The 24925-nt window shown below is 69.4% G+C and carries 27 protein-coding genes; 10 read left to right on the top strand and 17 right to left on the bottom strand.

Going from position 1 to position 24925, the window contains the following annotated elements:
* Positions 1-34: 34 nt before the first annotated feature.
* The 9 genes from AC1C2S_RS09985 to AC1C2S_RS09945 form a co-directional block, all read right to left on the bottom strand.
* Positions 35-229 (bottom strand): hypothetical protein, encoded by a 195-nt coding sequence (locus AC1C2S_RS09985; protein WP_495352365.1) that lies wholly within the window; start codon positions 227-229, stop codon positions 35-37.
* Entirely contained in the window at positions 226-1161 is a 936-nt protein-coding gene (locus AC1C2S_RS09980) for an SDR family NAD(P)-dependent oxidoreductase (RefSeq protein ID WP_495352364.1), read from the bottom strand. Before AC1C2S_RS09980 ends, AC1C2S_RS09985 begins: the two co-directional genes overlap by 4 nt.
* Positions 1158-1499, bottom strand: a complete 342-nt coding sequence (locus AC1C2S_RS09975; RefSeq protein ID WP_495352363.1) for a chorismate mutase — start codon at positions 1497-1499, stop codon at positions 1158-1160. Before AC1C2S_RS09975 ends, AC1C2S_RS09980 begins: the two co-directional genes overlap by 4 nt.
* 66 nt (positions 1500-1565) lie before the next feature.
* The gene (locus AC1C2S_RS09970) at positions 1566-2891 is read right to left on the bottom strand and encodes an FtsX-like permease family protein (RefSeq protein WP_495352362.1); all 1326 of its coding nucleotides are present in this window, start codon (positions 2889-2891) and stop codon (positions 1566-1568) included.
* On the bottom strand, positions 2888-3589 hold the full coding sequence (locus tag AC1C2S_RS09965) for an ABC transporter ATP-binding protein (RefSeq protein ID WP_495352361.1): 702 nt from the start codon (positions 3587-3589) through the stop codon (positions 2888-2890). Before AC1C2S_RS09965 ends, AC1C2S_RS09970 begins: the two co-directional genes overlap by 4 nt.
* A 160-nt stretch (positions 3590-3749) precedes the next feature.
* Entirely contained in the window at positions 3750-4520 is a 771-nt protein-coding gene (locus AC1C2S_RS09960; RefSeq protein WP_495352360.1) for a hypothetical protein, read from the bottom strand.
* Entirely contained in the window at positions 4517-5422 is a 906-nt protein-coding gene (locus AC1C2S_RS09955) for an ABC transporter ATP-binding protein (RefSeq protein WP_495352359.1), read from the bottom strand. The genes AC1C2S_RS09960 and AC1C2S_RS09955 overlap by 4 nt, the downstream gene beginning before the upstream one ends.
* Positions 5419-5778: a GntR family transcriptional regulator gene (locus AC1C2S_RS09950; RefSeq protein ID WP_495353233.1), complete on the bottom strand. Its 360-nt coding sequence runs from the start codon at positions 5776-5778 to the stop codon at positions 5419-5421. The genes AC1C2S_RS09955 and AC1C2S_RS09950 overlap by 4 nt, the downstream gene beginning before the upstream one ends.
* 168 nt (positions 5779-5946) lie before the next feature.
* Positions 5947-6855 (bottom strand): DMT family transporter, encoded by a 909-nt coding sequence (locus AC1C2S_RS09945; protein WP_495353232.1) that lies wholly within the window; start codon positions 6853-6855, stop codon positions 5947-5949.
* Between the two features lie 234 nt (positions 6856-7089).
* Here AC1C2S_RS09945 and lpdA point away from each other — a divergent pair, with 234 nt between their 5' ends.
* Complete coding sequence (lpdA, locus tag AC1C2S_RS09940; RefSeq protein WP_495352358.1) at positions 7090-8490, top strand: dihydrolipoyl dehydrogenase; 1401 nt, start codon at positions 7090-7092, stop codon at positions 8488-8490.
* Between the two features lie 226 nt (positions 8491-8716).
* Here the strand turns inward: lpdA and AC1C2S_RS09935 are convergent, their stop codons facing one another.
* Positions 8717-10333: a monocarboxylic acid transporter gene (locus AC1C2S_RS09935; protein ID WP_495352357.1), complete on the bottom strand. Its 1617-nt coding sequence runs from the start codon at positions 10331-10333 to the stop codon at positions 8717-8719.
* On the bottom strand, positions 10333-10719 hold the full coding sequence (locus AC1C2S_RS09930; RefSeq protein WP_495352356.1) for a DUF485 domain-containing protein: 387 nt from the start codon (positions 10717-10719) through the stop codon (positions 10333-10335). Before AC1C2S_RS09930 ends, AC1C2S_RS09935 begins: the two co-directional genes overlap by 1 nt.
* 194 nt (positions 10720-10913) lie before the next feature.
* Between AC1C2S_RS09930 and AC1C2S_RS09925 the strand changes: the two genes are divergently transcribed.
* From AC1C2S_RS09925 to AC1C2S_RS09905, 5 genes are read left to right on the top strand one after another with little or no spacing between them, the layout of a single operon-like run.
* Positions 10914-12176, top strand: coding sequence for a sensor histidine kinase (locus AC1C2S_RS09925; protein WP_495352355.1), 1263 nt, complete (start codon positions 10914-10916; stop codon positions 12174-12176).
* Entirely contained in the window at positions 12173-12919 is a 747-nt protein-coding gene (locus tag AC1C2S_RS09920; RefSeq protein ID WP_495352354.1) for a LytR/AlgR family response regulator transcription factor, read from the top strand. The genes AC1C2S_RS09925 and AC1C2S_RS09920 overlap by 4 nt, the downstream gene beginning before the upstream one ends.
* A 2-nt stretch (positions 12920-12921) precedes the next feature.
* Positions 12922-13329: a DUF485 domain-containing protein gene (locus tag AC1C2S_RS09915; RefSeq protein WP_495352353.1), complete on the top strand. Its 408-nt coding sequence runs from the start codon at positions 12922-12924 to the stop codon at positions 13327-13329.
* Positions 13326-14891, top strand: coding sequence for a sodium/solute symporter (locus tag AC1C2S_RS09910; RefSeq protein ID WP_495352352.1), 1566 nt, complete (start codon positions 13326-13328; stop codon positions 14889-14891). The genes AC1C2S_RS09915 and AC1C2S_RS09910 overlap by 4 nt, the downstream gene beginning before the upstream one ends.
* 9 nt (positions 14892-14900) lie before the next feature.
* Positions 14901-15641: a sulfite exporter TauE/SafE family protein gene (locus AC1C2S_RS09905; RefSeq protein ID WP_495352351.1), complete on the top strand. Its 741-nt coding sequence runs from the start codon at positions 14901-14903 to the stop codon at positions 15639-15641.
* Between the two features lie 24 nt (positions 15642-15665).
* On the opposite strand, the gene AC1C2S_RS09900 is transcribed toward AC1C2S_RS09905, so the two are convergent.
* The gene (locus tag AC1C2S_RS09900; RefSeq protein ID WP_495352350.1) at positions 15666-16316 is read right to left on the bottom strand and encodes a GNAT family N-acetyltransferase; all 651 of its coding nucleotides are present in this window, start codon (positions 16314-16316) and stop codon (positions 15666-15668) included.
* Positions 16317-16462: 146 nt separating this feature from the next.
* On the opposite strand from AC1C2S_RS09900, the gene AC1C2S_RS09895 reads away from it, so the two are divergent.
* Positions 16463-16681, top strand: coding sequence for a hypothetical protein (locus tag AC1C2S_RS09895; RefSeq protein WP_495352349.1), 219 nt, complete (start codon positions 16463-16465; stop codon positions 16679-16681).
* A 73-nt stretch (positions 16682-16754) separates the two neighbouring features.
* On the opposite strand, the gene AC1C2S_RS09890 is transcribed toward AC1C2S_RS09895, so the two are convergent.
* Both AC1C2S_RS09890 and AC1C2S_RS09885 read right to left on the bottom strand, forming a co-directional pair.
* The gene (locus AC1C2S_RS09890; protein WP_495352348.1) at positions 16755-18041 is read right to left on the bottom strand and encodes an adenylosuccinate synthase; all 1287 of its coding nucleotides are present in this window, start codon (positions 18039-18041) and stop codon (positions 16755-16757) included.
* A 1-nt stretch (position 18042) separates the two neighbouring features.
* Entirely contained in the window at positions 18043-18594 is a 552-nt protein-coding gene (locus tag AC1C2S_RS09885) for a DUF3151 family protein (protein ID WP_495352347.1), read from the bottom strand.
* A gap of 86 nt (positions 18595-18680) precedes the next feature.
* Here AC1C2S_RS09885 and argG point away from each other — a divergent pair, with 86 nt between their 5' ends.
* On the top strand, positions 18681-20108 hold the full coding sequence (argG, locus tag AC1C2S_RS09880) for an argininosuccinate synthase (protein WP_495352346.1): 1428 nt from the start codon (positions 18681-18683) through the stop codon (positions 20106-20108).
* A 50-nt stretch (positions 20109-20158) separates the two neighbouring features.
* On the opposite strand, the gene AC1C2S_RS09875 is transcribed toward argG, so the two are convergent.
* Positions 20159-20527 carry a nuclear transport factor 2 family protein gene (locus AC1C2S_RS09875; protein WP_495352345.1) on the bottom strand — a complete coding sequence of 123 codons (369 nt, stop codon included), beginning with the start codon at positions 20525-20527 and terminating at the stop codon, positions 20159-20161.
* A 90-nt stretch (positions 20528-20617) separates the two neighbouring features.
* Here AC1C2S_RS09875 and AC1C2S_RS09870 point away from each other — a divergent pair, with 90 nt between their 5' ends.
* Both AC1C2S_RS09870 and AC1C2S_RS09865 read left to right on the top strand, forming a co-directional pair.
* Entirely contained in the window at positions 20618-21274 is a 657-nt protein-coding gene (locus AC1C2S_RS09870; RefSeq protein WP_495352344.1) for a hypothetical protein, read from the top strand.
* Positions 21275-21300: 26 nt separating this feature from the next.
* Positions 21301-23118, top strand: coding sequence for a YhgE/Pip family protein (locus AC1C2S_RS09865; protein WP_495353231.1), 1818 nt, complete (start codon positions 21301-21303; stop codon positions 23116-23118).
* A 12-nt stretch (positions 23119-23130) separates the two neighbouring features.
* Here AC1C2S_RS09865 and corA read toward each other — a convergent pair whose 3' ends face one another.
* Both corA and AC1C2S_RS09855 read right to left on the bottom strand, forming a co-directional pair.
* Entirely contained in the window at positions 23131-24147 is a 1017-nt protein-coding gene (gene corA, locus AC1C2S_RS09860) for a magnesium/cobalt transporter CorA (protein WP_495352343.1), read from the bottom strand.
* A 91-nt stretch (positions 24148-24238) separates the two neighbouring features.
* Positions 24239-24925, bottom strand: coding sequence for a TrmH family RNA methyltransferase (locus AC1C2S_RS09855; protein ID WP_495352342.1), 687 nt, complete (start codon positions 24923-24925; stop codon positions 24239-24241).

Genomic DNA, 24925 nt, shown 5'->3' with positions numbered 1-24925 from the left:
GAGTTGGGTGAAATCAGCCTGACATCGTCGAAGATCAGCGCCGGATGCGCCCAGGCCCCATCGCCGCGCCGAGCCCCACCACGATGATGCCGGCGAAGAGGAACCCGTAACGCCCGGCGATCACGCCGAACGCGGCGAGCAGAACACCGACGACCACCGCGGTGCGCGAGAGCACTCTCCGCACCCTCGGCCGGGCGAAGAAGCCGGGCGCCGGCTCGTCGGGGCTCATACCCCGACGGTGAACGTCGTACTCGTGGCGTGTTCGGCGGCGACCCAGAAGCGCGCGCCGATCGTGGCATCCGTCGACGTGCGGGTCGGCACCTGCAGGGTCGGCGGGCCCTTCGTCGCGTAGCGCGGACCCCAGAACTGGCCGCCTTCGACGTCAGGGGCGGTGAGGGCGTGCAGCGTCGGCTCGGCACCGCGGTGCTTGCCCTGCGCCCACGGCACCGGCAGTGCGTCGGCGAACCGGTCGTCGGCCGTCGCCTCGTTGACCCCGGGCACGATCGGGGTGCGCACGCTGATCGAGTAACCGGGGTAGGCGACGAGGCTCGACGCCGCGGCCGCTCGAGAGGGCATCGTCGCTGCCCTGAGCCGCCGGTCGAGCTCGAAGGCGAACACCTGCATCGCGATCTTCGACTGCGCATACGCACGCCATGGGTCGTAGCCGCGGGTCAGCTGCAGGTCGTCGACCCGGAACGTCGACACCCGGCTCCTCAGCGAACCGACCGCGACGATGCGCGCACCCTGGGCGAGGCGCGGCAGCAGCCGGGCCAGCAGGGCGAAATGGCCGAGCACGTTCGTCGCGAGCACGAGCTCGTTGCCGTCGGGCGACTCGAGGCGCGCGACGGGCGCGCGCACCATACCCGCGTTGGTGACGATGCCGTCGAACGGCGGGTGCTGCACCAGCTGTGCTGCACCGTCGCGCACCGAGTCGAGAGAGGCCATGTCGATGACGAGCGATTCGATGGATGCCTCGGGGCGCGCGCCGTGGATCGCGGCCATGGCCGCCTCGAGCCGCTCGGGGTCATGCCCGACGAGCACGACATGGGCGCCGGCGCCCACGAGCCGTGCCGCCGTGAAGAACCCGAGGTCCGCCGATGCGCCGGTGACGAGGAACCGCTTGCCTGCTTGCGGCGGAAGCGGCGTCGGATACCAGCTCACAGCTCGTCGGCGGTGCCCGACGAACCCACGCCGTTCGCCAGCTCCTCATGATGCTGGATCACCTCGGCGACGACGAAGTTGAACCACTTCTCGGCGAACGCGGGGTCGAGGTGCGCGTCGATCGCGAGACCGCGGAGCCGAGCGATCTGGCGACGTTCACGGGCGGGGTCGCTCGGTGGCAGGCCGTGCGTCGCCTTCAGACGGCCGACCTGCTGCGTGAACTTGAACCGTTCGGCGAGGAGGTGGATGAGGGCGGCGTCGATGTTGTCGATGCTCGAGCGAATGTCGAGGAGCTCGCTCATCGCGGCATCACGTTCGTCGATGGGCCCGTCAGTCATGCTTCGAGCGTAGCGGCGGTCGCGCTCCCGGGCATCCCGGTCCCGGCGGCTCGCGTCGCACGCTCGTCACCCCGCGACGGCCACCCGCTCGAGCATCGGCTTCGTTGCGAGCAACCCGAGCCACACCACGCCGATGCCGGCGGCGAGCACCCCGGCGATGACCGCGAGCGACAACGGGGCGAGGATGATCGCGAGGCCGGTCAGCGGCAGCATCACGACGGCAGCGGTCACCGCGGAGCCGATCGCCGTGATGCGCAGGGGTGACATGACCGCGCGGCGGCGGGCCGCGTCCATGGTCGAGGTCGGCATGCCGAGCATTCCGAGCGAGCGGTACAGCTCACCGCGATCGAGGATGCCCGCCGCCTGGTTCACGCCGATCGAGCACGCGACCATGAGGAACGAGCCGATGACCGTGATGAGGATGCCGGTGCGGATGTCGGCGAAGAGCTCTTGCGACTCCACGTCGACGGCGTCGCCGGACCCGCCGAACGAGCCGACCAGAGCGATGCCGGTGCCCGCGAACACGGCCATGAAGCTCGTCATCGCCACCCCGGAGACCTGCCGCCACGCTGCCTTCGGCGACTCGAGCACGGCTCGTGCGGCGAGGAGCCGGGCGGGCATCTTGGCCCGCTTCGCCTGCGACTGCGCGACGAGGCGGATCACCCACGGCCCGATGAGGTTGAGCACCGCGACGGCGCCGCCGAACCCCGCGCCGAGCATCGCGAGGATGATCAGCACCGACCCGGCCACCTGCAGCGCGGCCATCATCAGGAAGGCGATCGCGATGACCGCGACGCCGATGACGAGGCGCAGCCAGTGCAGCTTCGGCGCATCCTGCTTCGTGCGCACGCCGAGCGGCGAGATGACGACCTGCCGGAGGCCGAGCAAGGCGCTCACGATGGCGAGCACGGCCACCCCGAGCACGACCCCTGCGATCGCCATGGGCGCGAGCACGACACCGTCGACGCCGAGCGCCTCACCGCGGAACGGAATGAGCGCGATCAACGGCACGAGCACGAAGTAGAGCACCACGCCGGCGAGTGAGCCGGCGACGGCGAGCACGACCGACTCGATCACGGCGAGCGCCGACACCGTCGCAGGCGTCGCGCCGAGGAGCCGCAGCGTCGCGAGCCGGTCGTCGCGCCGGCGCGCCGAGAGCCGTGCGGCCGCCCCGCCGAGCGAGGCGAGCGGTACCACGAGCAGCACGAGTGCGACGACGGCGAGCGCCTGGTAGGTGACGTCCTCTCCGGTCCAGGTCCAGAACGACTGGGCGCCGCCGAGCACGGTCAAGAGCAGCGCCGTCACGATCGCGAACGCGGTGATGGGCAGCACGCTCGCCGCCGCTCCTGAGGTGCCGGGTCGGGCGAGCAACCACGCGACGCGGGCGATCATGCCGTCACTCCCGGCACTCGCTCGCCGACGATGCGACCGTCGCGCATGTCGACGATGCGGGTGCAGCGGCCCGCGACATCCGCGTCGTGCGTGACGACCACGAGCGTGCGGCCCTGACCGGTCGTCGAGTCGAGGAGTGCGCGCATCACTTCGGCCGAGGTGGTCGAGTCGAGTGCGCCGGTCGGTTCGTCGGCGAAGACGACGGATGCCCCGGTGACCTGCGCCCGCGCGATGGCGACGCGCTGCGCCTGGCCGCCCGAGAGCTGGCCGATGCGGCGATCCTCCATGCCGGCGAGGCCGAGCGCCGCGAGCCATCCGCGGCCGTACTCCTCGGCGCGGGCCCGCGGCATACCGTTCAGCATGAGTGCGAGCGCGACGTTCTCGACCGCCGTGAGCTCCGGAATGAGGAGCCCCTGCTGGAAGACGAACCCGTACGCCTCGCGGCGGAGTCGCGAACGCTCGCGCTCGCTGAGCGCCGTCACATCGACGCGCCCGGCGCCGGACTGGAAGCCGACCGTGCCGGCGTCGGGGCGAGTGATGCCCGCGAGGCAGTGCAGCAGCGTGGTCTTGCCCGACCCCGAGGCCCCCATGATGGCGAGCGCCTCCCCGGTGCGCACCTGGAGGTCGACGCCGGCGAGCGCGTGCGTCTGGCCGAATGACTTGCTGAGGCCGGATGCCTCGATCACGAAGGAACTCATACCCTCGAGCCTGCCGGGGTGGGCCGGGGCGGCGCGTCGGGCGGAAGTCGCATTCGACGACGAAGGGCGTCATCCTCCCGGATGACGCCCTTGCGGGTTGAGCCTGCCGAAACCAGCCGATCCCCCAGAGGTTCGGCAGGCTCGACCCGCACTCGTGAACTCAGCGGGGTGTCGCCCGCCGGATCACGAGGTACCCGGTGACCGCGAACACCGCCGCGAGGCCGAGCAAGATGCTGAACACGCCGACGAGTCCGATGCTGACGAACCAGGCGACGACCGCCGGCCACGACTGGCTCAGGGTGATGGTCGCGATCGCGGCGAGCAACAGTACGATGGCGCTGAAGACGAGGACCAGCATGCCCTTCATGCGCCACCGCATGTACACGGTCGTGACGCTTGCTCCGACGAAGAGCACCATGAGCTGCAGAGAGAAGGCCGTGTAGAGGTCGACGAACCAGTTCTGCCCGTACCAGAGCGCATCGAACATGTGCGCGTTGAGGCCCCAGCCGCTCGTCGCGATCTCGATCTGCACGAGCGTCGCGATCGCGACGGCGAACATGACAGAGACGAGCACGAACATGACGCTCGTGCCGAGCCAGAAGTCGCGGCGGGTCACCCCGAAGCCGAGCGCGAACGAGAAGGTGAGCCCGATCGCCTGCACACCGACGACGACGAGGTACCACTGCGGCGAGAGCACCGCCCAGCTGTAGCGCATGCCCTCCATGTCCTCGGCGGTCACGTTGCCGCCCGAGGCTGCCCGGATGATGAGCGTGATGATGAGCGAGATCGCCCATGCAGTGCCGAGGATGATCCACGGCACCCCGAAGAAGACCGATGGGTTGACGGCGTGCAGGCGCACGATGCGCCAGATCTCGTGGGCCCGTGAGCGGGCCTCGGTGCGCACGATGGGCGCGGTGGCGACGGCGGTCATGCTGCGGCCTCCTCTTCGGTCGAACCGGCGAGGTCGGTGCCGGTCATGTGGATGATGAGCTGCTGGAGCGAGACGGGCGCGAGCTCGAGTCCGAGCTCGGCAGCCCTGATGCGCTCGCCCTGGTCGAGGCGACCGTCGATGGTGGCGGATGCAAGTCCGCCGATGCCCTCGCGACCGATGACGGGCCGGTCGGCCACGAACGATTCGACCGCGGCCCGCGGACCCGCGACGGTCGTGGCCGACCCTCGCAGCTCGTCGGCATCACGATCGAAGAGGATCTTGCCCTGATCGATGAGGATGACGTGCTCGAGGAGGTTCGCGACCTCGTCGATCAGGTGGGTCGAGAGCACGATGGTGCGCGGGTGCTCGGCGTAGTCCGCGAGCAGGCGGTCGTAGAAGATGTGGCGTGCCACCGCGTCGAGGCCGAGGTACGGCTCGTCGAAGAAGGTGAGCGGCGCGCGCGATGCGAGCCCGACGATGACGCCGACCGCTGAGAGCTGGCCCCGCGAGAGCTTCTTGATGCGGCGCTTCACCGGGAGACGGAAGTCGGCGACGAGGCGCTCGGCGAACGCGGCATCCCAGTTCTCGAAGAACCACGGTGCCGCCTTGAAGACGTGCGCCGGGCTGAAGTCGTCTGGGTAGCGCTGCGACTCGGCGATGAAGCACATCTGGCGCAGCACGTCGGCGTGCTCGGCCGGCTCGCGACCGAAGACCTCGAGCCGACCCGCATTCGCGAACAGTTGACCGGTGAGCAGCTGCATGATCGTGGTCTTGCCTGCGCCGTTGCGGCCGAGCAGCCCGTAGATGCGGTTCTCCTCGAGCGAGAAGTCGGCCGCGTCGACGGCGGTGAACGAGCCGTAGCGTTTGGTCAGCCCGGTGGCGTGCACCACGGTGCGGGTCATGATTCGATCCTTTCTGCGCGGAGGAGGCCCGCGAGTTCGTTGATGTCGATGCCGAGCTTCTCGGCTTCGATGATGAGGGGTCTGATGTACTCGGTGGCGAAATCGGCCCGGCGACGCTCGACGAGTCGCGCTCGGGCTCCCTCGGTCACGAACATGCCGATGCCCCTTCGCTTCTCCACGATTCCGTCGTCGACAAGGCGATTCACCCCTTTCAGTGCGGTGGCCGGGTTGACTCGCAGAAAGGCGGCGAACTCGTTCGTGGAGGGGATCTGGCTGCCTTCCGGCAGCGTCCCGTCGATGATGTCGTTCTCGACCTGTTCGGCGATCTGGATGAAGATCGGACGCGATTCGTCCATACCCGCCCAACTGCTTCGCGTGTCGAACCTTGGTTGGTTCATTACTTGTGTAACTAACCAACCATGTCGACGAGCCGCTGTCAAGCCCTCGGCACCCACGTCGGTCGAGTAGGCGCGCCAGCGCCGTATCGAGACCAGGTGACGAGGTCTCGATACGCTCCTGCGTCGCTACTCGACCGGCGAGAGCGAACGACGACGCGGCAAGCGAAGCCGCCCCTGTGCGAGCAGGATGCCGAGCAGCACGAGCGCCGCGCCGACCGGCTCGTGCCAGGAGAATCGCTCGCTGAGGAGCAGCACGCCCAGCGCCACGCCCACGACCGGGGTGACGTACGTCACGGTCGAGGTGCCGGTGGGCCCCCAGGCCCGAAGCACGTTGATGTTCCAGATGTAGGCGAGCCCGGTGCCGAGCACTCCGAGCGCGAGGAGCGAACCCACGACAGTCCAGTCGAGGTCTACCGGCGAGAGCGCGAGCCACGGGGTCAGCACGAGCATGACGACGGCCGAGACTCCGATGGAGAGGAACGCGAAGGTCGCCGGTGCAATCGGCCGGTGACTCAGGAAGCGGCGCTGGTAGCCGAATGTGAATCCGTAGCAGGCGGTGGCGACGAGGCACGCGAGCTGCCCGGCGAGGCTGCCGGTGAGGGCCGAGTACTGCCAGGGCGCGATGACGACGAGCACGCCGAGGATGCCGACGCCGACGCCCGCCCACCGGCTGAGTCCGAGCCGCTCGACACGGAAGACGAGCGTGGCCATGAGCGCCGTCATGATCGGGGTGGTCGCGTTGTAGATCGACGCGAGACTCGACGAGACGTACTGCTCGGCCCACGCGAAGCAGAGGTACGGGATGACGCAGGTGGTCAGCGACACCACGAGGAAGTGCAGCCACACGACGCGCTCACGCGGCAGCACCGGGCCGCGAGTACCGTCGGGGGCGACCACGCGCGGACGCATGATGAGTACGATCGCGCCGAGCGCCAGCGCGCCGAGCAGGGTGCGGGACCAGGCCACCTGACCGAATGACACGCCCTCGAGTGCGACCTTGATGAAGAGGAAGCTCGCACCCCAGACGACGCCCATCGCGAGGAACTGCACCCACGTCGACACCCGACCGGCGCGCTTCGGGGCGAGTGCGGCCGGGGTGGCCTGCTGGTCGGTAGTGGTGCTCACCGGTCGAGCGTATGCCCGACCGCCGACGCCCGGACACGTCTGCCGGGGTGCTTGTCCGGAATCCGCCGAAGGACGGCAGCCGAGGCATCCGCTGGCCTCGATTCCCCCTCCCGCTCCGCGGTGCGACGCGCATAGGCTGACGGAATGACCAGCCATTTCGATGTCGTCGTCCTCGGCGCGGGCCCGGGCGGCTACGTCGCCGCGATTCGCGCCGCCCAACTCGGTCTCAGCGTCGCCGTGATCGAAGAGAGATTCTGGGGCGGTGTGTGCCTCAACATCGGCTGCATCCCCTCGAAGGCGCTGCTGCGCAACGCCGAGCTCGCGCACATCTTCCACGACCAGGCCGCGACGTTCGGCATCTCGGGCGAGGCGCACTTCGATTACGGCGTCGCGTTCGACCGCAGCCGCCAGGTGTCCGAGAAGCACGTCAAGGGCGTGCACTTCCTCATGAAGAAGAACGGCATCACCGAGGTCGACGGGCGCGGAACGTTCACGGGCCCGAACGCGATCGACGTCGCGAGGGCCGACGGCCAGGCCGAGCAGCTCACCTTCGCGAACGCCATCATCGCGACGGGTTCACGCGTGCGCTTGCTGCCGGGCGTCGAACTGAGCGAGAACGTCGTCACCTACGAGTCGCAGATCCTCACCCGCGAACTGCCGCGCTCGATCGCGATCGTCGGCGCCGGTGCGATCGGCATGGAGTTCGCCTATGTGCTGCGCAACTACGGGGTCGAGGTCACGGTCATCGAGTTCCTCGACCGGGCACTGCCGAATGAAGACGTCGAAGTCTCGAAGGAGATCACCCGCCAGTACCGCAACCTCGGGGTGCCGATCCTCACGTCGACGAAGGTGGAGTCGGTCGTCGACGACGGGGCATCCGTCACCGTCTCGTACACGGGCGCGAACGGCGACGCCGGAAGCCTGCAGGTCGACCGCGCGCTCATCTCGGTCGGGTTCGCGCCGAACGTCGAGGGCTTCGGCCTCGAGCAGGCGGGCGTTGCGCTCACCGAGCGCGGCGCCATCGCGATCGACGAGCGCATGCGCACGAACGTGCCGCACATCTACGCCATCGGCGACGTCACCGCGAAGCTCATGCTCGCCCACGTCGCCGAGGCGCAGGGCGTCGTCGCGGCCGAGACGATCGGCGACGCCGAGACCATGGAACTCGGCGACTACCGCATGATGCCGCGCGCCACGTTCTGCCAGCCGCAGATCGCGAGCTTCGGCCTCACCGAGCAGCAGGCCCGCGACGAGGGCTACGACGTGGTCGTCGCGAAGTTCCCGTTCAGCGCCAACGGTAAGGCGAACGGGCTCGGCGAGACCGTCGGCTTCGTGAAGCTCGTCGCCGACGCGAAGCACCTCGAGCTGCTCGGTGGTCATCTCATCGGTCCGGATGTCTCGGAGCTGCTGCCAGAGCTGACCCTCGCGCAGAAGTGGGACCTCGGTGCCCTCGAGCTCGCCCGCAACGTGCACACGCACCCGACGCTCTCCGAGGCGCTGCAGGAGGCCTACCACGGACTCGCTGGCCACATGATCAACATGTAGCACCGCGGGCCTCGATACGCTCCTGCGTCGCTACTCGACCGGCGCACCTCCGCCGGTCGAGTAGGCAGCGACAAAGGAGCAGCCGTATCGAGACCCCGACGAAGACAAGAGGGGCGGATGCCGCGGCATCCGCCCCTCTGTGTTCGTTCGACCCGGCTGGGCAGGCGATGCCGCCGGGTCGAAACGGTTCCCGGCGGCGGGTGGGATTTCCCGCCGCCGGGAGATCTCAGTGCTGGGTCGCCTTCTCGGCGCCGACGCCGGTCAGCGAGCGCACCTCCATCTCGGACTGCTTCAGCGGGTCTTCCTTCTTCTTGTCGAGCACCGTGCCGAGCCAGCCGAGGAAGAATGCCAGCGGAATCGAGACGATGCCCGGGTTCGAGAGCGGGAAGATCGCGAAGTTGATGTCCTCCGTCTTCAGCATCGACGTCACGGAGCCCGAGACGACCGGCGAGAAGATGATGAGGATGATCGCCGACGCGAGGCCGCCGTACATGCTCCACAGGGCGCCCTGCGTGGTGAAGCGCTTCCAGAAGAGCGAATAGACGATCGTCGGCAGGTTCGCCGACGCCGCAACCGCGAAGGCGAGCGCCACGAGGAACGCGACGTTCTGGCCGTTCGCCCCGATGCCGCCGATGATCGCGACGATGCCGATGATGACCACCGTGCGACGAGCCACCTTGACCTCGGCGCCCGGTGCGGGCTTGCCCTTCTTCACGACGCTCGCGTAGATGTCGTGGGCGAAGGAGGCCGCAGCCGTGATCGTGAGGCCGGCGACGACCGCGAGGATCGTCGCGAACGCGATCGCCGAGATGAGGCCGAGCAGCACCGGCCCGCCGAGCTCGAACGCGAGCAGCGGGGCCGCCGAGTTCGGGCCGCCGGGCGCTGCCGCGATGACGTCGGCGCCCACGAGGGCCGCCGCGCCGTAGCCGAGCACGAGCGTGAACACGTAGAAGATGCCGATGAGCCAGATCGCCCAGACGACCGACTTGCGGGCTTCCTTGGCCGTGGGCACCGTGTAGAAGCGCATGAGCACGTGCGGCAGGGCCGCGGTGCCGAGCACGAGGGCGAGGCCGAGCGAGAGGAAGTCGACCTTCGCGACCTCCGAGACCCCGTACTTGATGCCGGGGTTCAGGATCTCGGGGTTGCCCGCGACCGCGACCGCGTTGTCGAGCAGCGTCGAGAAGTTGAAGCCGTTGATCGCGAGCACCCAGATGGTCATCACGCCGGCGCCCGCGATGAGCAGGATCGCCTTGATGATCTGCACCCAGGTGGTGCCCTTCATGCCGCCGATGAGCACGTAGAGGATCATGAGCGCGCCGACGACCGTGATGACGAGCGCCTGGCCGAGCTGGTCGCCCACGCCGAGCAGGAGCGAGACGAGACCGCCCGCGCCCGCCATCTGAGCCAGCAGGTAGAAGAAGCAGACGACGAGCGTCGTCGTCGCGGCCGCGATGCGCACGGGCTTCTGCTTCAGGCGGAACGAGAGCACGTCGGCCATCGTGAACTTGCCCGTGTTGCGCAGCAGCTCAGCGACGAGCAGCAGCGCGACGAGCCACGCCACGAGGAAGCCGATCGAGTAGAGGAACCCGTCGTAGCCCGTGATCGCGATCGCGCCGACGATGCCGAGGAACGACGCGGCCGAGAGATAGTCGCCCGCGATCGCCGAGCCGTTCTGGCCGCCCGTGAACGAGCGGCCGGCGGCGTAGTAGTCGGCGGCGGTCTTGTTGTTGCGGCTCGCACGGAACACGATGATCATCGTGATCGCGACGAACGCGCCGAAGATGGCGATGTTCAGCCAGGGCTCACCGACTTGGGTGGCGGGGGCGGCTTCGAGGTGCAGCATCAGCGGCCACCTTCCGATTCGGTGACGGATGCCCCGACGGACGCCCCGGATTCGATGCGTTCGCGGAGGTCCGCGGCGATCGGGTCGAGCTCACGGTTGGCGTAGGTCACGTACCACGTGGTCACGGCGAACGTCGTGACGACCTGCGCGAGACCGAGCAGGATCGCGACGTTGACGCTGCCGAACACGGGCGTCGACATGAAATCGTGCGCGTAGCCGGCCAGCAGCACATAGGCGAGGTACCAGACGAGGCAGGCGCCGAGCACGGGGAAGACGAACCTCCGGTGCTTCGAACGCAGACGCTGGAACTCTTCGGATTGTTGCACCGCGCGGTAGTCGACGGCCGGGGCCGTCTCAGTCTCCGCGCTCGGGGCTTCGTTGCCCATCGCGTCTCCTTCAGGGAAAGCGGCGAACGGATCGCACGCCGCATCGAGTGTTCGGTCGGCCCACTCTCGCGCTCCCGGCCGGCGGCGTGGGGCGCATGCCGTTCGTCGTCGACGAACGGTGTCGACGGTGCGACGAATGGCGGACCCGACACGACGAGCGATCGGCGCCGGGTCGAGCGGTTACGCTGGCGTGCATGTCCGAGTCGATGTTGCTCGCTGCCGCCCTCGGCGCGGTCGGCGGAGCGCTCGCGGTCGGGCTGGTGCTGTTCCTGCGGCGCATCGTGCTGGCCTCGAAGGAGCTCGGCACCGACGCCGAGCAGGCGACCTATCAGACACTGCACCTGGCGTCACGGGCGGCTGAGCACTTGCGCGGCGGCATCGACGAACTCGACGCGATGCGTGCAGGCAAGCATCTGCGAACGCTCCTCGGCTGCGCGAGCCTCGCGATCGTCGACCGCTCGGGCACGATCGCGATCGACGGCGATGATGCCGTGCGTCCGGTCGCCGAGCGGCTCGCCGCAGCGGCACTCGCCAGCGGCAAGCAGCAGGTGCAACGACGCATTCCCATCGGCGCGTGGGAGACGGATGCCGTCGTCGCGCCGATCCTCGGCGGAACCGGCCCACTCGGGGCGATCGTGGCGTTCGCCTCCCCCGTGCGCGCGGGCCTCGTGCGGGCCACGGGTGAGGTCGCCGCCTGGGTCGCAGCCCAGGTCGAGCTCGGTGAACTCGATGCCTCGCGCGCCGCCCTCGCCGAAGCCGAGGTGCGGGCGCTGCGTGCACAGATCAGCCCGCACTTCATCTACAACTCCCTGAACGCGATCGCCTCGTTCATCAACACGGACCCCGCGCAGGCGCGCGAACTCGTGCTCGAGTTCGCCGATTTCACCCGCTACTCGTTCCGCCGGCACGGCGACTTCACCACGGTCGCCGAAGAGCTCCGCTCGATCGACAGCTACCTGCGTCTCGAACGGGCCCGATTCGGCGAGCGCCTGAAAGTCACGCTGCAGATCGCGCCCGAGGTGCTCTCGACCGTGGTGCCGTTCCTGTCGATCCAGCCGCTCGTCGAGAACGCCGTTCGGCACGGCCTCGAGTCGAAGGAGGGCGGCGGCCGCATCACGATCACCGCAGCCGACTCCGGCGCGTTCGCCGACCTCAGCGTTGAGGACGACGGCGTCGGCATCGACCCCGAGGCACTCACGACGGTGTTCGCGGGCGGCGCCGCCGGAGGTGAGCATGTGGGCCTGCGCAACGTCGATGCGCGTCTCCGGCAGGTCTACGGCGACGAGCACGGCCTCGTCGTCGAGACGAACGTCGGCGCGGGCACGCTCGTGCGCATGCGCGTGCCGAAATCGGGCCCGAGACGCCCGCGAGCGCTCCCTGAGCCTGTCGAAGGGAGCTCCACCGGCATGCGCGCTTCGACGAGCTCGGCGAGCGCCGATGGGAGACTGGAGCCATGATCTCCGTGCTCATCGCAGACGACGAGCAGCCCGCGATCGACGAGCTCGCCTTCCTTCTCGGGCAGGATCCTCGGGTCGGCGTGATCCATCAGGCCGCCTCGGGCGCCGAGGCGATCCGCCTGCTCACGCGGGAGCCGGTCGACGCGGCGTTCCTCGACATCCACATGCCAGGGCTCACCGGGTTCGACCTCGCCCGCGCACTCGCCCGGTTCGAGCATCGGCCGGTGCTCGTCTTCGTCACGGCCGACGAAGAGGGGGCGATCGAGGCGTTCGACCTCGCCGCGGTCGACTACCTGCTGAAGCCCGTGCGAAGTGAACGGCTGCGCCGCTCGGTCGGCCGCATCGTCGAGGCGCTGAAGGCCGGCGCATCGAACCAGGCGCACCCCGACGCATCCGCTGCGCCTGAGATGATCGCCGTCTCCCTCGGCGGCACGACCCGGATGATCCGCCGCGACGACGTGCGCTACGTGCAGGCGCAGGGCGACTACGCCCGACTGCACACCGAAGAGGCGAGCTACCTCGTGCGGGTGCCGATGAGCGATCTCGAGCGGCAGTGGGTCGACGCCGGGTTCGTGCGCGTGCACCGTTCGTATCTCGTGTCGCTGCCGCACCTCAGCCGCATCCGGCTGGGCTCCGACCATCCGAGCGTCACCGTCGGCCAGGCCGAGCTGCCCGTCAGTCGGCGACTGCTGCCGGCGCTGCGCGACCGGCTCGACCAGGCGATGATCCGGCCGAGGACGTAGACGTGAGCGAGTCGTCGAGCGGGCGGGCGGATGCCGCTGGGCCGCCGCCCCGAGTGCGTGTCACCGCTCCGCGACAGGGCGTCGCCGGGGCATCCGCTCGCCCGCTGCCGCAGCACGGCACCGGGGCGCCGACGAGCGACATCGCCGGCGTGTACGTGCGCTCGCTCATCCGCTCGCAGTTGCGGCTCGCGATCGTCTTCGCGGTCGGCTTCGCCGTGGCCACGGGCCTCTTCGTGTTCGCGATCGCCCTCGTGCCCGAGCTCGACGGGACCTTCGTGTTCGGGGTGCCCGCGTCCTGGCTGCTGCTCGGCGTCGGCGTCTACCCGCTCACGATCACGGTCGGCGCGCTCTACGTGCGCGCCGCCACGCGCAACGAGGCGCGCTACCGCTCGCTCACGGAGTCGGAGTGAATCCCGTCATCGGTTACACCGCGATCGCGGCCGTCGCCCTCGCCTCGGCGCTCATCGGCTTCTACGGGCTGCGGGTCTCACGCACGACGAGCGACTTCTACGTCGCCTCCCGCACGGTGCGGCCGTGGTGGAACGCTTCGGCGATCGGCGGCGAGTACCTCTCGGCGGCCTCGTTCCTCGGCATCGCCGGACTCATCCTGCTGCAGGGCTCTGGCGCGCTGTGGTTTCCGATCGGCTACACGGCCGGATACCTCATGCTCCTGCTCTTCGTCGCTGCGCCGCTGCGCCGCTCGGGCGCGTACACGATCCCCGACTTCACCGAGGCACGCCTCGAATCGAAGTGGGCGCGGCGGGTGACCTCGACGCTCGTCATCGTCGTCGGCTGGTTCTACATCGTGCCGCAATTGCAGGGCGCGGCCCTCACCGTACGCATCACGACGGGGCTGCCCTCGTGGGTCGGCTCGCTCGCCGTCGCCGTCATCGTGGCGGTCATCGTCGCTGCCGGCGGCATGCGCTCGATCACCTTCGTGCAGGCGTTCCAGTTCTGGCTGAAGCTCACCGCGCTCGCGGTGCCGGTCGTCGCGCTGCTGCTCATCCTCGGCGGCGGCGAGCCGGCGCCGCAGCTCACGCCCGCCGAGGCGTTCCCGACTGCGGCGGGCCCGTCCGACCTCGACGTCTACCGCACCGTCTCGCTCATGGTGGCGCTGCTCCTCGGCACCCTCGGATTGCCGCACGTCCTCGTGCGCTTCTACACGAACCCCGACGGCGTCGCCGCCCGCCGCACCACGATCATCGTGCTCGTGCTGCTCTCGGTGTTCTACCTCTTCCCCACCGCGTTCGGTCTCCTGGGCCGCGCGTTCGCGCCCGATCTCGCCGCCTCCGGCGAGGCCGACGCGCTCATCCTGCTGCTGCCCGGCCGACTCGTGCCGGGAATCGGGGGCGACCTGCTCACGGCCCTCGTGATCGCGGGTGCGTTCGGCGCGTTCCTCTCCACCTCGTCGGGTCTCGTCGTCTCGCTCGCCGGCGTCATCAGCCAAGACCTGCTCGGCGGCAGTGTGCGCGGGTTCCGCATCGCGGCGGTCGTCTCCTCGTTCATTCCGCTCCTCGTCGCGCTCACGACCGAGTCTGCCGGTCTCGCCGGCAGCGTCGGGCTCGTCTTCGCGTTCACGGCGTCGACGCTCTGCCCCATGCTGATCCTCGGCATCTGGTGGCGCGGCCTGACCGCACGCGGGGCGATCGCCGGCATGCTGACGGGCGCCGTGCTGTCGGGCGTGGCGATCCTCGGCGGCCCGCTCCTCACGGCCGCCGCCCCCTCGCTGAGGCCGTTCCTCGAGCAGCCCGCAGCGTGGACGGTGCCGATCGCGGTCGCCGTGACGGTGCTCGTCTCCCGCGCCGACCGCCGGGGCGTGCCGCGCGGCACCGACGCGTTCCTCACCCGGTTGCACGTGCCAGAGGCCGGCCCGAAGGTCGTTCCGGCAGTGGGGCCGGCCGGCGGATCGGCATCGGCGCCCGTGACGGGGCCGACGCGTGCGGCGGATGACCCCGACGGCGGCCGTCGGTAGACTGCACCGGTGCTTCTGCCCGTCGCCGTCTCGGTGCTCCTCGGCGCGTTGGCCCAGCGCATCACCGGCATGGGCTTCGCGCTCATCGCGGCACCGGCGCTCGTCATCCTGCTCGGGCCGTTCGACGGCGTCATCGTCGTCAATCTCTGCGCGGTGCTCTCTTCGCTCTTGATCCTGCCGAGGGTGTGGCGTCACGTCGAGTGGCGGCGGTTCGGCTGGCTCGTCGTGCCGGCGATCGCCGGTACCGTCGCCGGAGCCCTCGTCGCGGCGAACCTGCCCGGCCCCGTGCTGCAACTGGGAGTCGGCGTGCTCGTGATCGTCGCGCTCACGGTCTCGCTCGCGATGACCCGCACCGAGCACGTCGCGACCGGTCGCACTCCGGCCATCGTCGCCGGCGCGGCATCCGGATTCATGAACGCCTCGGCCGGGGTCGGCGGGCCCGCACTCAGCGTCTACGCCGTCTCGACGCGCTGGCCGCAGGCGGCCTTCGCCGCCACGGCCCAGCCGTACTTCGTGGTGATCGGCGTCGCATCGCTCGTGGGAAAGCTCGGCGCGACCGGGTGGGCGATGCCCGAGCTCGAGCCGGGCGCCTGGCCGTTCGTCATCGGCGCGCTGCTCATCGGCCTCGGGCTCGGCGAACTCCTGCACCGTCGCATCCCGCATCACGCGGCACGCATCGCCGTGATCGTGATCGCCTACGTCGGCGGGGCCGCCGCGATCATCGACGGTGCCTCGAAGCTCTGGAGCTAGGTGCCAGGAGCCAGCGCCTCGGACTCAGTGCCGCTGCTCTCCGCGCACCTCGACCGGCAGTTCACCACGCGCCGCGAGGCGCCCCTCGAGGCCCGCCCGCACGGCGGGCCAGTCGTCGATGATCACCGAGTACACCGCGCTGTCACGCCAGCTGCCGTCGGCGCGGCGCTTGTGGCGGCGCATGACGCCGTCGAGTCGTGCGCCGAGCTTCTCGATCGCCCCGCGGGATCGCGCGTTGTTCGCGTCGGCCTGGATCTTCACCCGGCCGAACCCGTTTCGGAATGCGAGATCGAGCAGCAGCAGCTTCGTCTCGGGGTTCACCGCGGTGCCCCAGACGCCCGGGTCGTAGGCGGTCCACCCGATGTGCGTCGACTCGTTCGGCAGGTCGAAATCGCCGAGCTTGGTCGCACCCACCACGCGGCCGTCGTCGGCGCCGCCACGCAAGCGCACCGTCCACGGCATCGCGGACTCGCCGCCCGAGTAGTACGACCGCGCGAACACCTCGAACCCGCCAAGGTCGGCCGGCAATCCAGCGAGGCCGCCGCCGTACCCGCCTGCGAAGACCTCGGGCCGGCAGAGGGCCTGGAACAGCTCGGGCACGTCGGCCTCGGCGAACCGGCTGAGTCGGATGAAACGGCCGACGAGTTCATCGTCGGCAGGGCGCGTCGCGGTCACTGTTCGAGTCTGCCACGACGCACGTGAAGCGCACATGACGGGCGAGCGACGAGGAGGGTCCCCAGGTGTCGCCGGCCTTCCCCTCGGAAAGCTCCCGCCCTACGATGACGAGAGCACGACCACTTCGAAACGAAAGGTGGGGGGCCATGGGCGCTCTTGACGATCTGACCAACAAGGCCAAGGATTTCATCGAGGACAACAAGGAGAAAATCTCCGAAGTCCTGAACAGCGAGCAGGCTGAAGACATCAGCGACAAGGTGCTCAACGGCGCTGCCGAGGCTGCCAAGAAGGTCGCCGGCGACCACGCCGACAAGATCGACGCGGTTCGCGACAACATCGACGGGGCCATCGGCACCGAGAAGTAGTCGAACCGACGAGAAGGGGGGCGGATGTCACGGACATCCGCCCCCCTTCTCGTTCGTCGGCGCCCGGTCGGCTCTACTCGAGCAGGTCGTGCAGCGTGACGATCTCGTCGCGGCCGGGACCGACGCCGATCGCCGAGATGCGCGAGCCGCTCATGCCCTCGAGTTCGCGCACGTATGCCTGCGCGTTCGCGGGCAGGTCGGAGAACTCACGCGCGCCGGTGATGTCTTCGGTCCAGCCGGGGAACTCCTCGTAGATCGGCTTGGCGTGGTGGAAGTCGGACTGGGAGACGGGCACCTCGTCGAAGCGCTCGCCGTCGACGTCGTACGCGACCGCCACGGGGATGCGCTCGATGCCGGTGAGCACGTCGAGCTTCGTGAGCACGAAGTCGGTGACGCCGTTGATGCGCGACGCGTAGCGGGCGATGGGCGCGTCGTACCATCCGGTGCGGCGGCGCCGGCCCGTGGTGGTGCCGAACTCGTGGCCCTGCTCGGTGAGGAAGTCGCCCCACTCGTCGAACAGTTCGGTCGGGAACGGCCCCGCGCCGACGCGGGTCGTGTAGGCCTTCACCACGGCGATGACGCGGTCGATGCGGTTCGGTGCGATGCCAGAGCCGGTGACGGCCCCGCCGCTCGTCGCATTCGACGAGGTGACGAAGGGGTACGTGCCGTGGTCGACGTCGAGCATCGTGGCCTGGCCACCCTCGAAGAGCACCGTCTCACCGGCGTCGAGCGCCCGGTGCAGCAGCAACGCGGTGTCGGTGACCATCGGGCGCAGGCGGTCGACGTAGCCGAGCAACTCGTCGACGACCTCGTCGACGCCGATCGCGCGACGGTTGTAGACCTTGACGAGCAAGTGGTTCTTCTGGTCGAGGGCACCCTCGACCTTCTGCCGCAGGATGTTCTCGTCGAACAGGTCTTGCATGCGGATGCCGACCCGGTTGATCTTGTCGGCGTACGCCGGGCCGATGCCGCGGCCCGTCGTGCCGATCTGCCGCTTGCCGAGGAAACGCTCGGTGACCTTGTCGAGGGTGCGGTGGTACTGCGTGATGAGGTGCGCGTTCGCGGAGACGCGCAGCTTGGAGACATCCACCCCCCGGCTCTCGAGCGCTTCGAGTTCTTCGAACAGCACCTCGATGTCGACGACGACGCCGTTGGCGATCACGGGCGTGACGCCGGGCGTCAGGATGCCGGAGGGCAGCAGGTGCAGGGCGTACTTCTCGTCGCCGACGACGACAGTGTGCCCGGCGTTGTTGCCGCCGTTGAACTTGACGACGTAATCGAGGCGCGAGCCGAGCAGGTCGGTCGCCTTGCCCTTGCCCTCATCGCCCCACTGTGCACCGATCAGTACGGCTGCGGGCATGTCAGTCCTCTCCTGCTCCTGCCGCGTCGGACACGGCGGGTTCGGCGATCGGGTCGCCGGTGTGTGCCTCGACGGATGTCGCAGGCGTGAAAGGTGGGCGCGCGGTGACGACGGGAATCAGCTGCGTTGGGGTGTACTCCGAGGCGATGCGCGCCGGCGCTTCGGCGTCTGCGGTCGCGAGCTCGTCGGCCAGCTGCGCGGCGCGGTCGTCGAGGCCGAGGTTCGCGGCAGCGCGCCTCTGAGTGTCGAGGGCGCGCAGATAGGCGCGGTTGGGCTCGTCGGCCCACGCGACGAGGTCGCCCGGCTGCCAGCCGCCTGCGGCGAGCTGCGCGCGAGCGAGGTCGGCCGCGACCGACGCGAACGCGTAGGACTCGATGGCTCGACCCTCTGAATCGGCGAGGTCTGCGAGTTCGGTCCAGGCGAGCGGCGACGACGGATGCCCCGCGACGACTGCCGAGACCGACGCGCGGTCGCCATCGGCGAGCGCCTGCCGCACCTCGGGTTCGTCGGCGAGGGACGCCTCTGACTCCGGTGCTGATTGATCTGCAGTCACACTCAACCTTATCGCGGGGGTCGCTCCGCGGGTTGAGGAGGAGCGACGCGACAACCGAAACCCGTAGCCCAAGTAGGCTGGAGTCCATGTCGAAAGTCCTGACCAGCCTCCCCGTCGGCGAACGCGTCGGCATCGCCTTCTCCGGAGGTCTCGACACCTCCGTCGCGGTCGCCTGGATGCGCGAGAAGGGCGCGGTGCCCTGCACCTACACGGCCGACCTCGGCCAGCCCGACGAGCCAGACGTCGAGGTCGTCCCCGACCGCGCGAAGGAGTACGGCGCAGAGATCGCCCGTCTCGTCGACTGCCGTTCGGCGCTCGTCGAAGAGGGACTCGTCGCCCTCGCCACCGGCGCGTTCCACATCCGCTCGGGCGGCAAGACCTACTTCAACACCACGCCGCTCGGCCGTGCCGTCACCGGCACGCTGCTCGTGCGCGCGATGCGCGAAGACGACGTCGACATCTGGGGCGACGGCTCGACCTACAAGGGCAACGACATCGAGCGATTCTACCGCTACGGCCTGCTCGCCAATCCCCGCCTGCGCATCTACAAGCCATGGCTCGACGAGGCGTTCGTCACCGAGCTCGGCGGCCGCACCGAGATGAGCGAGTGGATGGTCGCGCGCGGCTTCCCCTACCGCGCCTCGGCCGAGAAGGCCTACTCGACCGACGCGAACATCTGGGGTGCGACGCACGAGGCGAAGACCCTCGAGCACCTCGACACCGGGGTCGAGATCGTCGAACCCATCATGGGCGTGCCCTCGTGGCGCGACGACGTCGAGATCGCGGCCGAGGTCGTCACGATCGGGTTCGAGGCGGGCCGCCCCGTCACGATCAACGGCGCCGAGTTCGCCGACGCCGTCGCCCTCGTACTCGAGGCGAACACGATCGGCGGCCGTCACGGCCTCGGCGTCTCCGACCAGATCGAGAACCGCATCATCGAGGCGAAGAGCCGGGGCATCTACGAGGCGCCCGGCATGGCACTGCTGCACATCGCCTACGAGCGCCTGCTCAACGCGATCCACAACGAAGACACCGTGGCGAGCTACCACCAAGAGGGCCGCCGTCTCGGCCGTCTCATGTACGAGGGCCGCTGGCTCGACCCGCAGTCGCTCATGCTGCGCGAGTCGCTGCAGAAGTGGGTCGGCTCGGCCGTCACGGGCGAGGTCACCCTGCGCCTACGCCGCGGCGACGACTACACGATCCTCGACACGCGCGGCCCTGCACTCAGCTACCACCCCGACAAGCTCTCCATGGAGCGTGTGGGCGACGCGGCATTCGGCCCGCTCGACCGCATCGGCCAGCTGACCATGCGCAACCTCGACATCGCCGACTCGCGCGCCCGCCTCGAGCAGTACGCGAAGCAGGGCATCGTCGGCGGCGAGACCGCGAAGCTCGTGGGCGACCTCACTCAGGGCGAAGCACCCGAGATCACCGCCGGCGAGACCGAGACCGACCTCGAAGCGGCGACGGATGCCGCGATCGAGGCTGCGGCGTTCGACCTCGGCACCGACTGAACCACTCGGCTGAGCCGGCCGGCTGAGCCATCCGGTCGGCGCTCGCCGGGTCAGGCGTGCGTCTGCTGGTGCGCCGCGACGTGCCACGCGCCGTCGTCGTAGAGGTACGTCGTCGACATGCGCAGGTTGACGGTGTCGTCGCCGCGCGTGGCCACGGCGCGGTACACGACGATGCCGGCGCGGTCGCCGAGACGGATGACGGCGGGCTCGTGCAGTTCGTAGGTCTCCCACGGCGGAGTCTTGCGGAAGGCCGCCAGAATCTCGTCACGGCCGAGCATCGCCCCCTCGACGACCATGAGCGCATCGCGAGTCATCGCCCGCAGGTAATGCTCACCGCCCCGCCCCTCGACGATCGCCCGCCAGCCGGCGTGCTCCTCGTGCATGAGTCGAGCGGGCAGATCGTCGGTGATCTCGGTCATGCCCCAACGCTAACCGCGATCGCAAGCCACCGGAAGGGCAGCAGCTTTTGTACACTGCAGAGATACGGCGATGCCAGCGGGGAGGCAGCCATGAGGATCGAACTGCGCGGGGTGGCGAAGGGTCGAGACGGGCAAGCGTTGCCCAACATGAGTCTCTCGTACGAATCCGGGCGGGCGACGCTCGCTCGCGCCGAGACCGAACAGCGACCGACCGTGCTCGGCCTGCTCGCGTCGGGGCGAATGCACCCCGACGCCGGCACGGTGGAACTCGACGGCCGCCAGGATGCCGCGTCCCTCCGCCGGCGGGTCGCACTCGTCGATGCCCCCGACGTCTCCGACCCGGCTCCGCGCGTGACGGTCGCCGGCGTCGTCGCCGAAGAGCTCATGTTCGCGGGGCGGGCCTCCAACCCCATCGCCGTGAAGCGCTGGCTCCGGGAGATGGGCCTCGATGAGCTCGCCCGAGTGCCCATCGCCAACGTCGCCCCACGCGAACGCCTGCAGCTGATGACCGAGCTCGCGATCCTCCGCACGGGGGTCGAGGGGCTCGTGGTCGTCGCGCCCGACCGGCATGGCGGAGACCCGGTGGTCTGGTGGGAGCAGGCGAAGGACCTCGCCGAACGCGGCTTCGCCGTGCTCATGATCGCCGGCGATGCCTCGGCCACGGCGATCGGCGCCGCCGCGATGATCTCGCGGATGCGCGGGGGCGACGAGGATGAACAGGCGCTCGCTGCGGGGGGCCTCGCATGAAGGCTCCGCAGATGAAGCTGCCGCGCATGAAGGTGCCGCAGATGATCGCCGCCGAACTGCGGCGACTCATGTCCACCACGATGTCGCGCCTCGCTCTCCTCGCGCTCATCGCCGTGCCGATCCTCTACGGCGGCCTGTATCTCTGGGCGAACCAGGACCCGTACGCGAAGCTGTCGGAGATTCCCGTCGCCCTCGTGATCGAAGACACCGGCGTGCCTGCCGACGGCGACACGCCGGCCCGCAACGTCGGCGACGAGGTCGCCGACAAGCTGCTGAAGGGTGATGCCTTCGACTGGCATCGGGTCTCGGCCGAAGAGGCGAAAGAGGGCCTCGCCCGCGATGAGTTCGACTTCGCGATCACGATTCCCGCGGACTTCTCCGAGGCGCTCACCTCGGTGTCGGGCGATGACCCGCGCCAGGCCGAGCTCGTGCTCCAGACGTATGACGCGAACAGCTATCTTGCGAGCACGATCGGCTCGCAGGCCATCGAGAAGATCCGCACGACTGTCGCCCAAGAGGTCGGCCGGGAAGCGGCGACGACGCTGCTCGATTCGATCCAGACGATCCGCGGCAAGATCGTCGAGGCAGGCAACGGGGCGGCACAACTCGCCGACGGCGCCGCCGAGCTCGCTTCGGGCACCGCAGAACTCCTCGCGGGCACGGGAAGCGCCGTCGACGGTGCCGCCCAGCTCGGCGCGGGTGCCACGACCCTCGCCGACGGTGCAGCTCGCGTCGCCGACGGCAACGCCGAACTCGCAACCGCCGCCGATCGCGTCGGTGCGGCCGTCGCCGACGTGACCGCCGCCCTGCCGCAGGCACGCGCCGACCTCGCCGCCGACCTCGCAGCGGCCGGTCTCGATCAAGCGACCATCGATGCCGTGCTCGCACGGCTCGACCCGATCGGCGCCGATCTGGAGGCGGGCGACCAGCGGGTGCAGGAGGTCGTCGGGCAGATCGACGAACTCGCCTCCGGCAGCGCGGAGCTCGCCGACGGTGCCGTCACGCTGCGCGACGGCATCGGCACGCTCGGCACCGGGCTCGGCACGCTCAACAGCGGGGCAGGCACACTGAATTCCGGCGCCGGCACGCTCTCGAGCGGCGCCGCCGAGCTGCGCGACGCGCTGACGAGCGGTGCCGCGGAGATCCCCGACTCGAGCGAGCAGACCCGCAACGCGCAGGCCGCGACGATCGCCGATCCCGTTGCGCTCGAGACGAGCGCCGTCGCCGCCGCCGCCAACTACGGCGCCGGCCTCGCACCGTTCTTCGCGGCACTGGCCGGCTGGATCGGCATCTACGCCCTCTTCCTCATCGTGAAGCCGATCTCGCGTCGGGCGGTCACCGCGCTGCACTCGCCGTTCCGCGTCACGCTCGCCGGCTGGATGACACCCGGACTGCTCGGCGTACTGCAGATGGGTCTGCTCTACCTCGTGCTCGCCTTCGCACTCGACTTCACCATGGTGCATCCACTCGGCACGCTCGGCACCATGATGTTCGCCTCGGTCACCTATGCCGCGATCATCCTCGCGCTGAACGTCTGGCTCGGCGAGGTCGGCCAGTTTCTCGGGCTCGTGCTCATGGTGCTGCAGCTCGTGACGGCGGGCGGCACGTTCCCGTGGCAGACCCTGCCCGGGCCCCTCGCGGCCCTGCACCATGTGCTGCCGATGAGCTACGTCGTCGATGCGATGCGGCAGTTCATGTACGGCGGTGACCTCTCGCGCACGGTGACGGATGCCACGGTGCTCGCCTGCTGGCTCGTCGGAGGACTCGTCATCGCCGCGATCGGGGTCACCCGCATGACGCACTACCGCACGCTGCACGACCTCGAACCGAGCATCCTCGGGTGAATCGGCGCACGTTCAGAGCCAGTTGCGCCGCTTGAACAATCGGTAGAGGCCGAAGCCGAGCACCACCATGAGGAGCACGGCGAACGGGTAGCCCCACGGCCAGTCGAGCTCGGGCATGTACCTGAAGTTCATGCCGTAGATCGTGCCGACGAGGGTGGGAGCGAAGAGGATCGCCGCCCAGCTCGAGATCTTCTTCGTCTGCTCGCTCTGGGCGAGGCTCGTCTCGGTGAGGCGCTTCATCTCGTCGTTCTGACGCTGCCCGACGAGCGTGGCGTGCACCGTGAGGGCGTTCTGCAGGAGCTGACGGAACAACTCGCCGCGCTCGACCGCACGGATCACGTGGTCGAGCACATCACGCAGGTAACGCTGCAACTCGAGGTCGACGCCGTACTTCTCGAATCCCCGCTCGAGCGCCTGGAACATGTCGACGAGCGGCCGAGTCGCCCGCTGGAACTCCATGACCTCGCTCGAGAGATCGTAGATGCGGCGGGTGACCATCGGGTCGCCGTCGAAGAGCTGCTCCTCGATCTCGTCGATGTCGTTCTCGAGGCCGGCGAGCACGGGGAGGTACTCGTCGACGACCTCGTCGAGGATCGCGTAGAGCACAGCTTCAGGGCCCTTTGCGAGCAGTTCGGGTGAACTCTCGAGCCGTTTGCGAACCTTCGCGAGGTCGGGCGACTCGGCCCGGCGCACGCTGATCGCGTAGTCCTTGCCGACGAAGAGGTGGAGCTCGCCGAATTCGACCTCCTCTTCAGCGTCGAGGTAGCGGGCCGGGCGCAGCACCACGAAGAGCGAATCGCCGTAGCGCTCGAGCTTCGCGCGCTGATGCCCCTTGCGGGTGTCTTCGACGGCGAGCGGGTGCAGGCCGAACTCCTGTGCGACCGCGTCGAGCTCCTCGTCGGTCGGGCGGTAGAGGCCGATCCAGGCGAACCCGCCGTGCTCGGCTCGCGTCTCGAAGGTCTCGTCGAGGCTCGCCGGCGTCGCGACGCGCGCGCCGTCGCGGTAGATCGCGTTGTCGATGACCGTCATCGAGCCAAGTCTGGCACGCGCCGCCCGTTGGTCGAGTAGCGACGAAGGAGCGTATCGAGACTCCAGATCTCGATACGCTCGCTGGCGCTCCCTACTCGATCGACGGGCCTATGGACGCGGGCACGGCGTGCGTGAGCACCCAGGAGTGCATCGCGATCGCGGCCGCGGCACTCGCGTTGAGCGAGCGGGTCGAGCCGTACTGCGTGATCTCGACGATGGCATCGGCGGCCTCGGTCGCCTCGGGCGAGAGCCCCGGGCCCTCCTGCCCGAAGAGCAGCACGCAGCGCTCGGGCCATGCGAACGCCTCGATCGGGACGGCGCCCTCGACGTTGTCGACGGCGATGACGGGCACGGATGCCTCGTGCGCCCACTCGGCGAACGCCGCGACATCCGGGTGGTACTCGACGTGCTGGTAGCGGTCGGTGACCATCGCACCTCGCTTGTTCCAGCGGCGGCGGCCGATGATGTGCACCGTGTCGGCGGCGAACGCGTTGGCACTGCGCACGATCGAGCCGATGTTCATGTCGTGCTGCCAGTTCTCGATGGCGACGTGGAACGGGTGCCGGTGCTCGTCGATGTCGGCGACGATCGCGTCCATGCGCCAGTACCGGTAGCGGTCGATGACGTTGCGGGTGTCGCCGTGCTCGAGCAGCTCGGGGTCGAAGTGCTCGTCGGCGGGCCATTCCGCCTCGCCGCCAGGCCACGGGCCGACGCCGTGGGTCAGCGAGGGCTCGGGGACATCCGCTTCGCTCGGCTCGTCGTTCGGCTCTTCGCTCAC

The sequence above is a fragment of the Agromyces sp. Y782 genome (assembly GCF_059445405.1).
Note: the sequence above shows the minus strand (reverse complement) of the source record. Positions and strands in the feature narration are given on the sequence as shown.

Coding starts and splice junctions, on each gene's coding strand:
- AC1C2S_RS09985 (WP_495352365.1), bottom strand. CDS start 229: ATGAGCCCCGACGAGCCGGCGCCCGGCTTCTTCGCCCGGCCGAGGGTG.
- AC1C2S_RS09975 (WP_495352363.1), bottom strand. CDS start 1,499: ATGACTGACGGGCCCATCGACGAACGTGATGCCGCGATGAGCGAGCTC.
- AC1C2S_RS09970 (WP_495352362.1), bottom strand. CDS start 2,891: ATGATCGCCCGCGTCGCGTGGTTGCTCGCCCGACCCGGCACCTCAGGA.
- AC1C2S_RS09965 (WP_495352361.1), bottom strand. CDS start 3,589: ATGAGTTCCTTCGTGATCGAGGCATCCGGCCTCAGCAAGTCATTCGGC.
- AC1C2S_RS09960 (WP_495352360.1), bottom strand. CDS start 4,520: ATGACCGCCGTCGCCACCGCGCCCATCGTGCGCACCGAGGCCCGCTCA.
- AC1C2S_RS09955 (WP_495352359.1), bottom strand. CDS start 5,422: ATGACCCGCACCGTGGTGCACGCCACCGGGCTGACCAAACGCTACGGC.
- AC1C2S_RS09950 (WP_495353233.1), bottom strand. CDS start 5,778: ATGGACGAATCGCGTCCGATCTTCATCCAGATCGCCGAACAGGTCGAG.
- AC1C2S_RS09945 (WP_495353232.1), bottom strand. CDS start 6,855: ATGGGCGTCGTCTGGGGTGCGAGCTTCCTCTTCATCAAGGTCGCACTC.
- lpdA (WP_495352358.1), top strand. CDS start 7,090: ATGACCAGCCATTTCGATGTCGTCGTCCTCGGCGCGGGCCCGGGCGGC.
- AC1C2S_RS09935 (WP_495352357.1), bottom strand. CDS start 10,333: ATGCTGCACCTCGAAGCCGCCCCCGCCACCCAAGTCGGTGAGCCCTGG.
- AC1C2S_RS09930 (WP_495352356.1), bottom strand. CDS start 10,719: ATGGGCAACGAAGCCCCGAGCGCGGAGACTGAGACGGCCCCGGCCGTC.
- AC1C2S_RS09925 (WP_495352355.1), top strand. CDS start 10,914: ATGTCCGAGTCGATGTTGCTCGCTGCCGCCCTCGGCGCGGTCGGCGGA.
- AC1C2S_RS09920 (WP_495352354.1), top strand. CDS start 12,173: ATGATCTCCGTGCTCATCGCAGACGACGAGCAGCCCGCGATCGACGAG.
- AC1C2S_RS09895 (WP_495352349.1), top strand. CDS start 16,463: ATGGGCGCTCTTGACGATCTGACCAACAAGGCCAAGGATTTCATCGAG.
- AC1C2S_RS09890 (WP_495352348.1), bottom strand. CDS start 18,041: ATGCCCGCAGCCGTACTGATCGGTGCACAGTGGGGCGATGAGGGCAAG.
- argG (WP_495352346.1), top strand. CDS start 18,681: ATGTCGAAAGTCCTGACCAGCCTCCCCGTCGGCGAACGCGTCGGCATC.
- AC1C2S_RS09875 (WP_495352345.1), bottom strand. CDS start 20,527: ATGACCGAGATCACCGACGATCTGCCCGCTCGACTCATGCACGAGGAG.
- AC1C2S_RS09870 (WP_495352344.1), top strand. CDS start 20,618: ATGAGGATCGAACTGCGCGGGGTGGCGAAGGGTCGAGACGGGCAAGCG.
- AC1C2S_RS09865 (WP_495353231.1), top strand. CDS start 21,301: ATGAAGGTGCCGCAGATGATCGCCGCCGAACTGCGGCGACTCATGTCC.
- corA (WP_495352343.1), bottom strand. CDS start 24,147: ATGACGGTCATCGACAACGCGATCTACCGCGACGGCGCGCGCGTCGCG.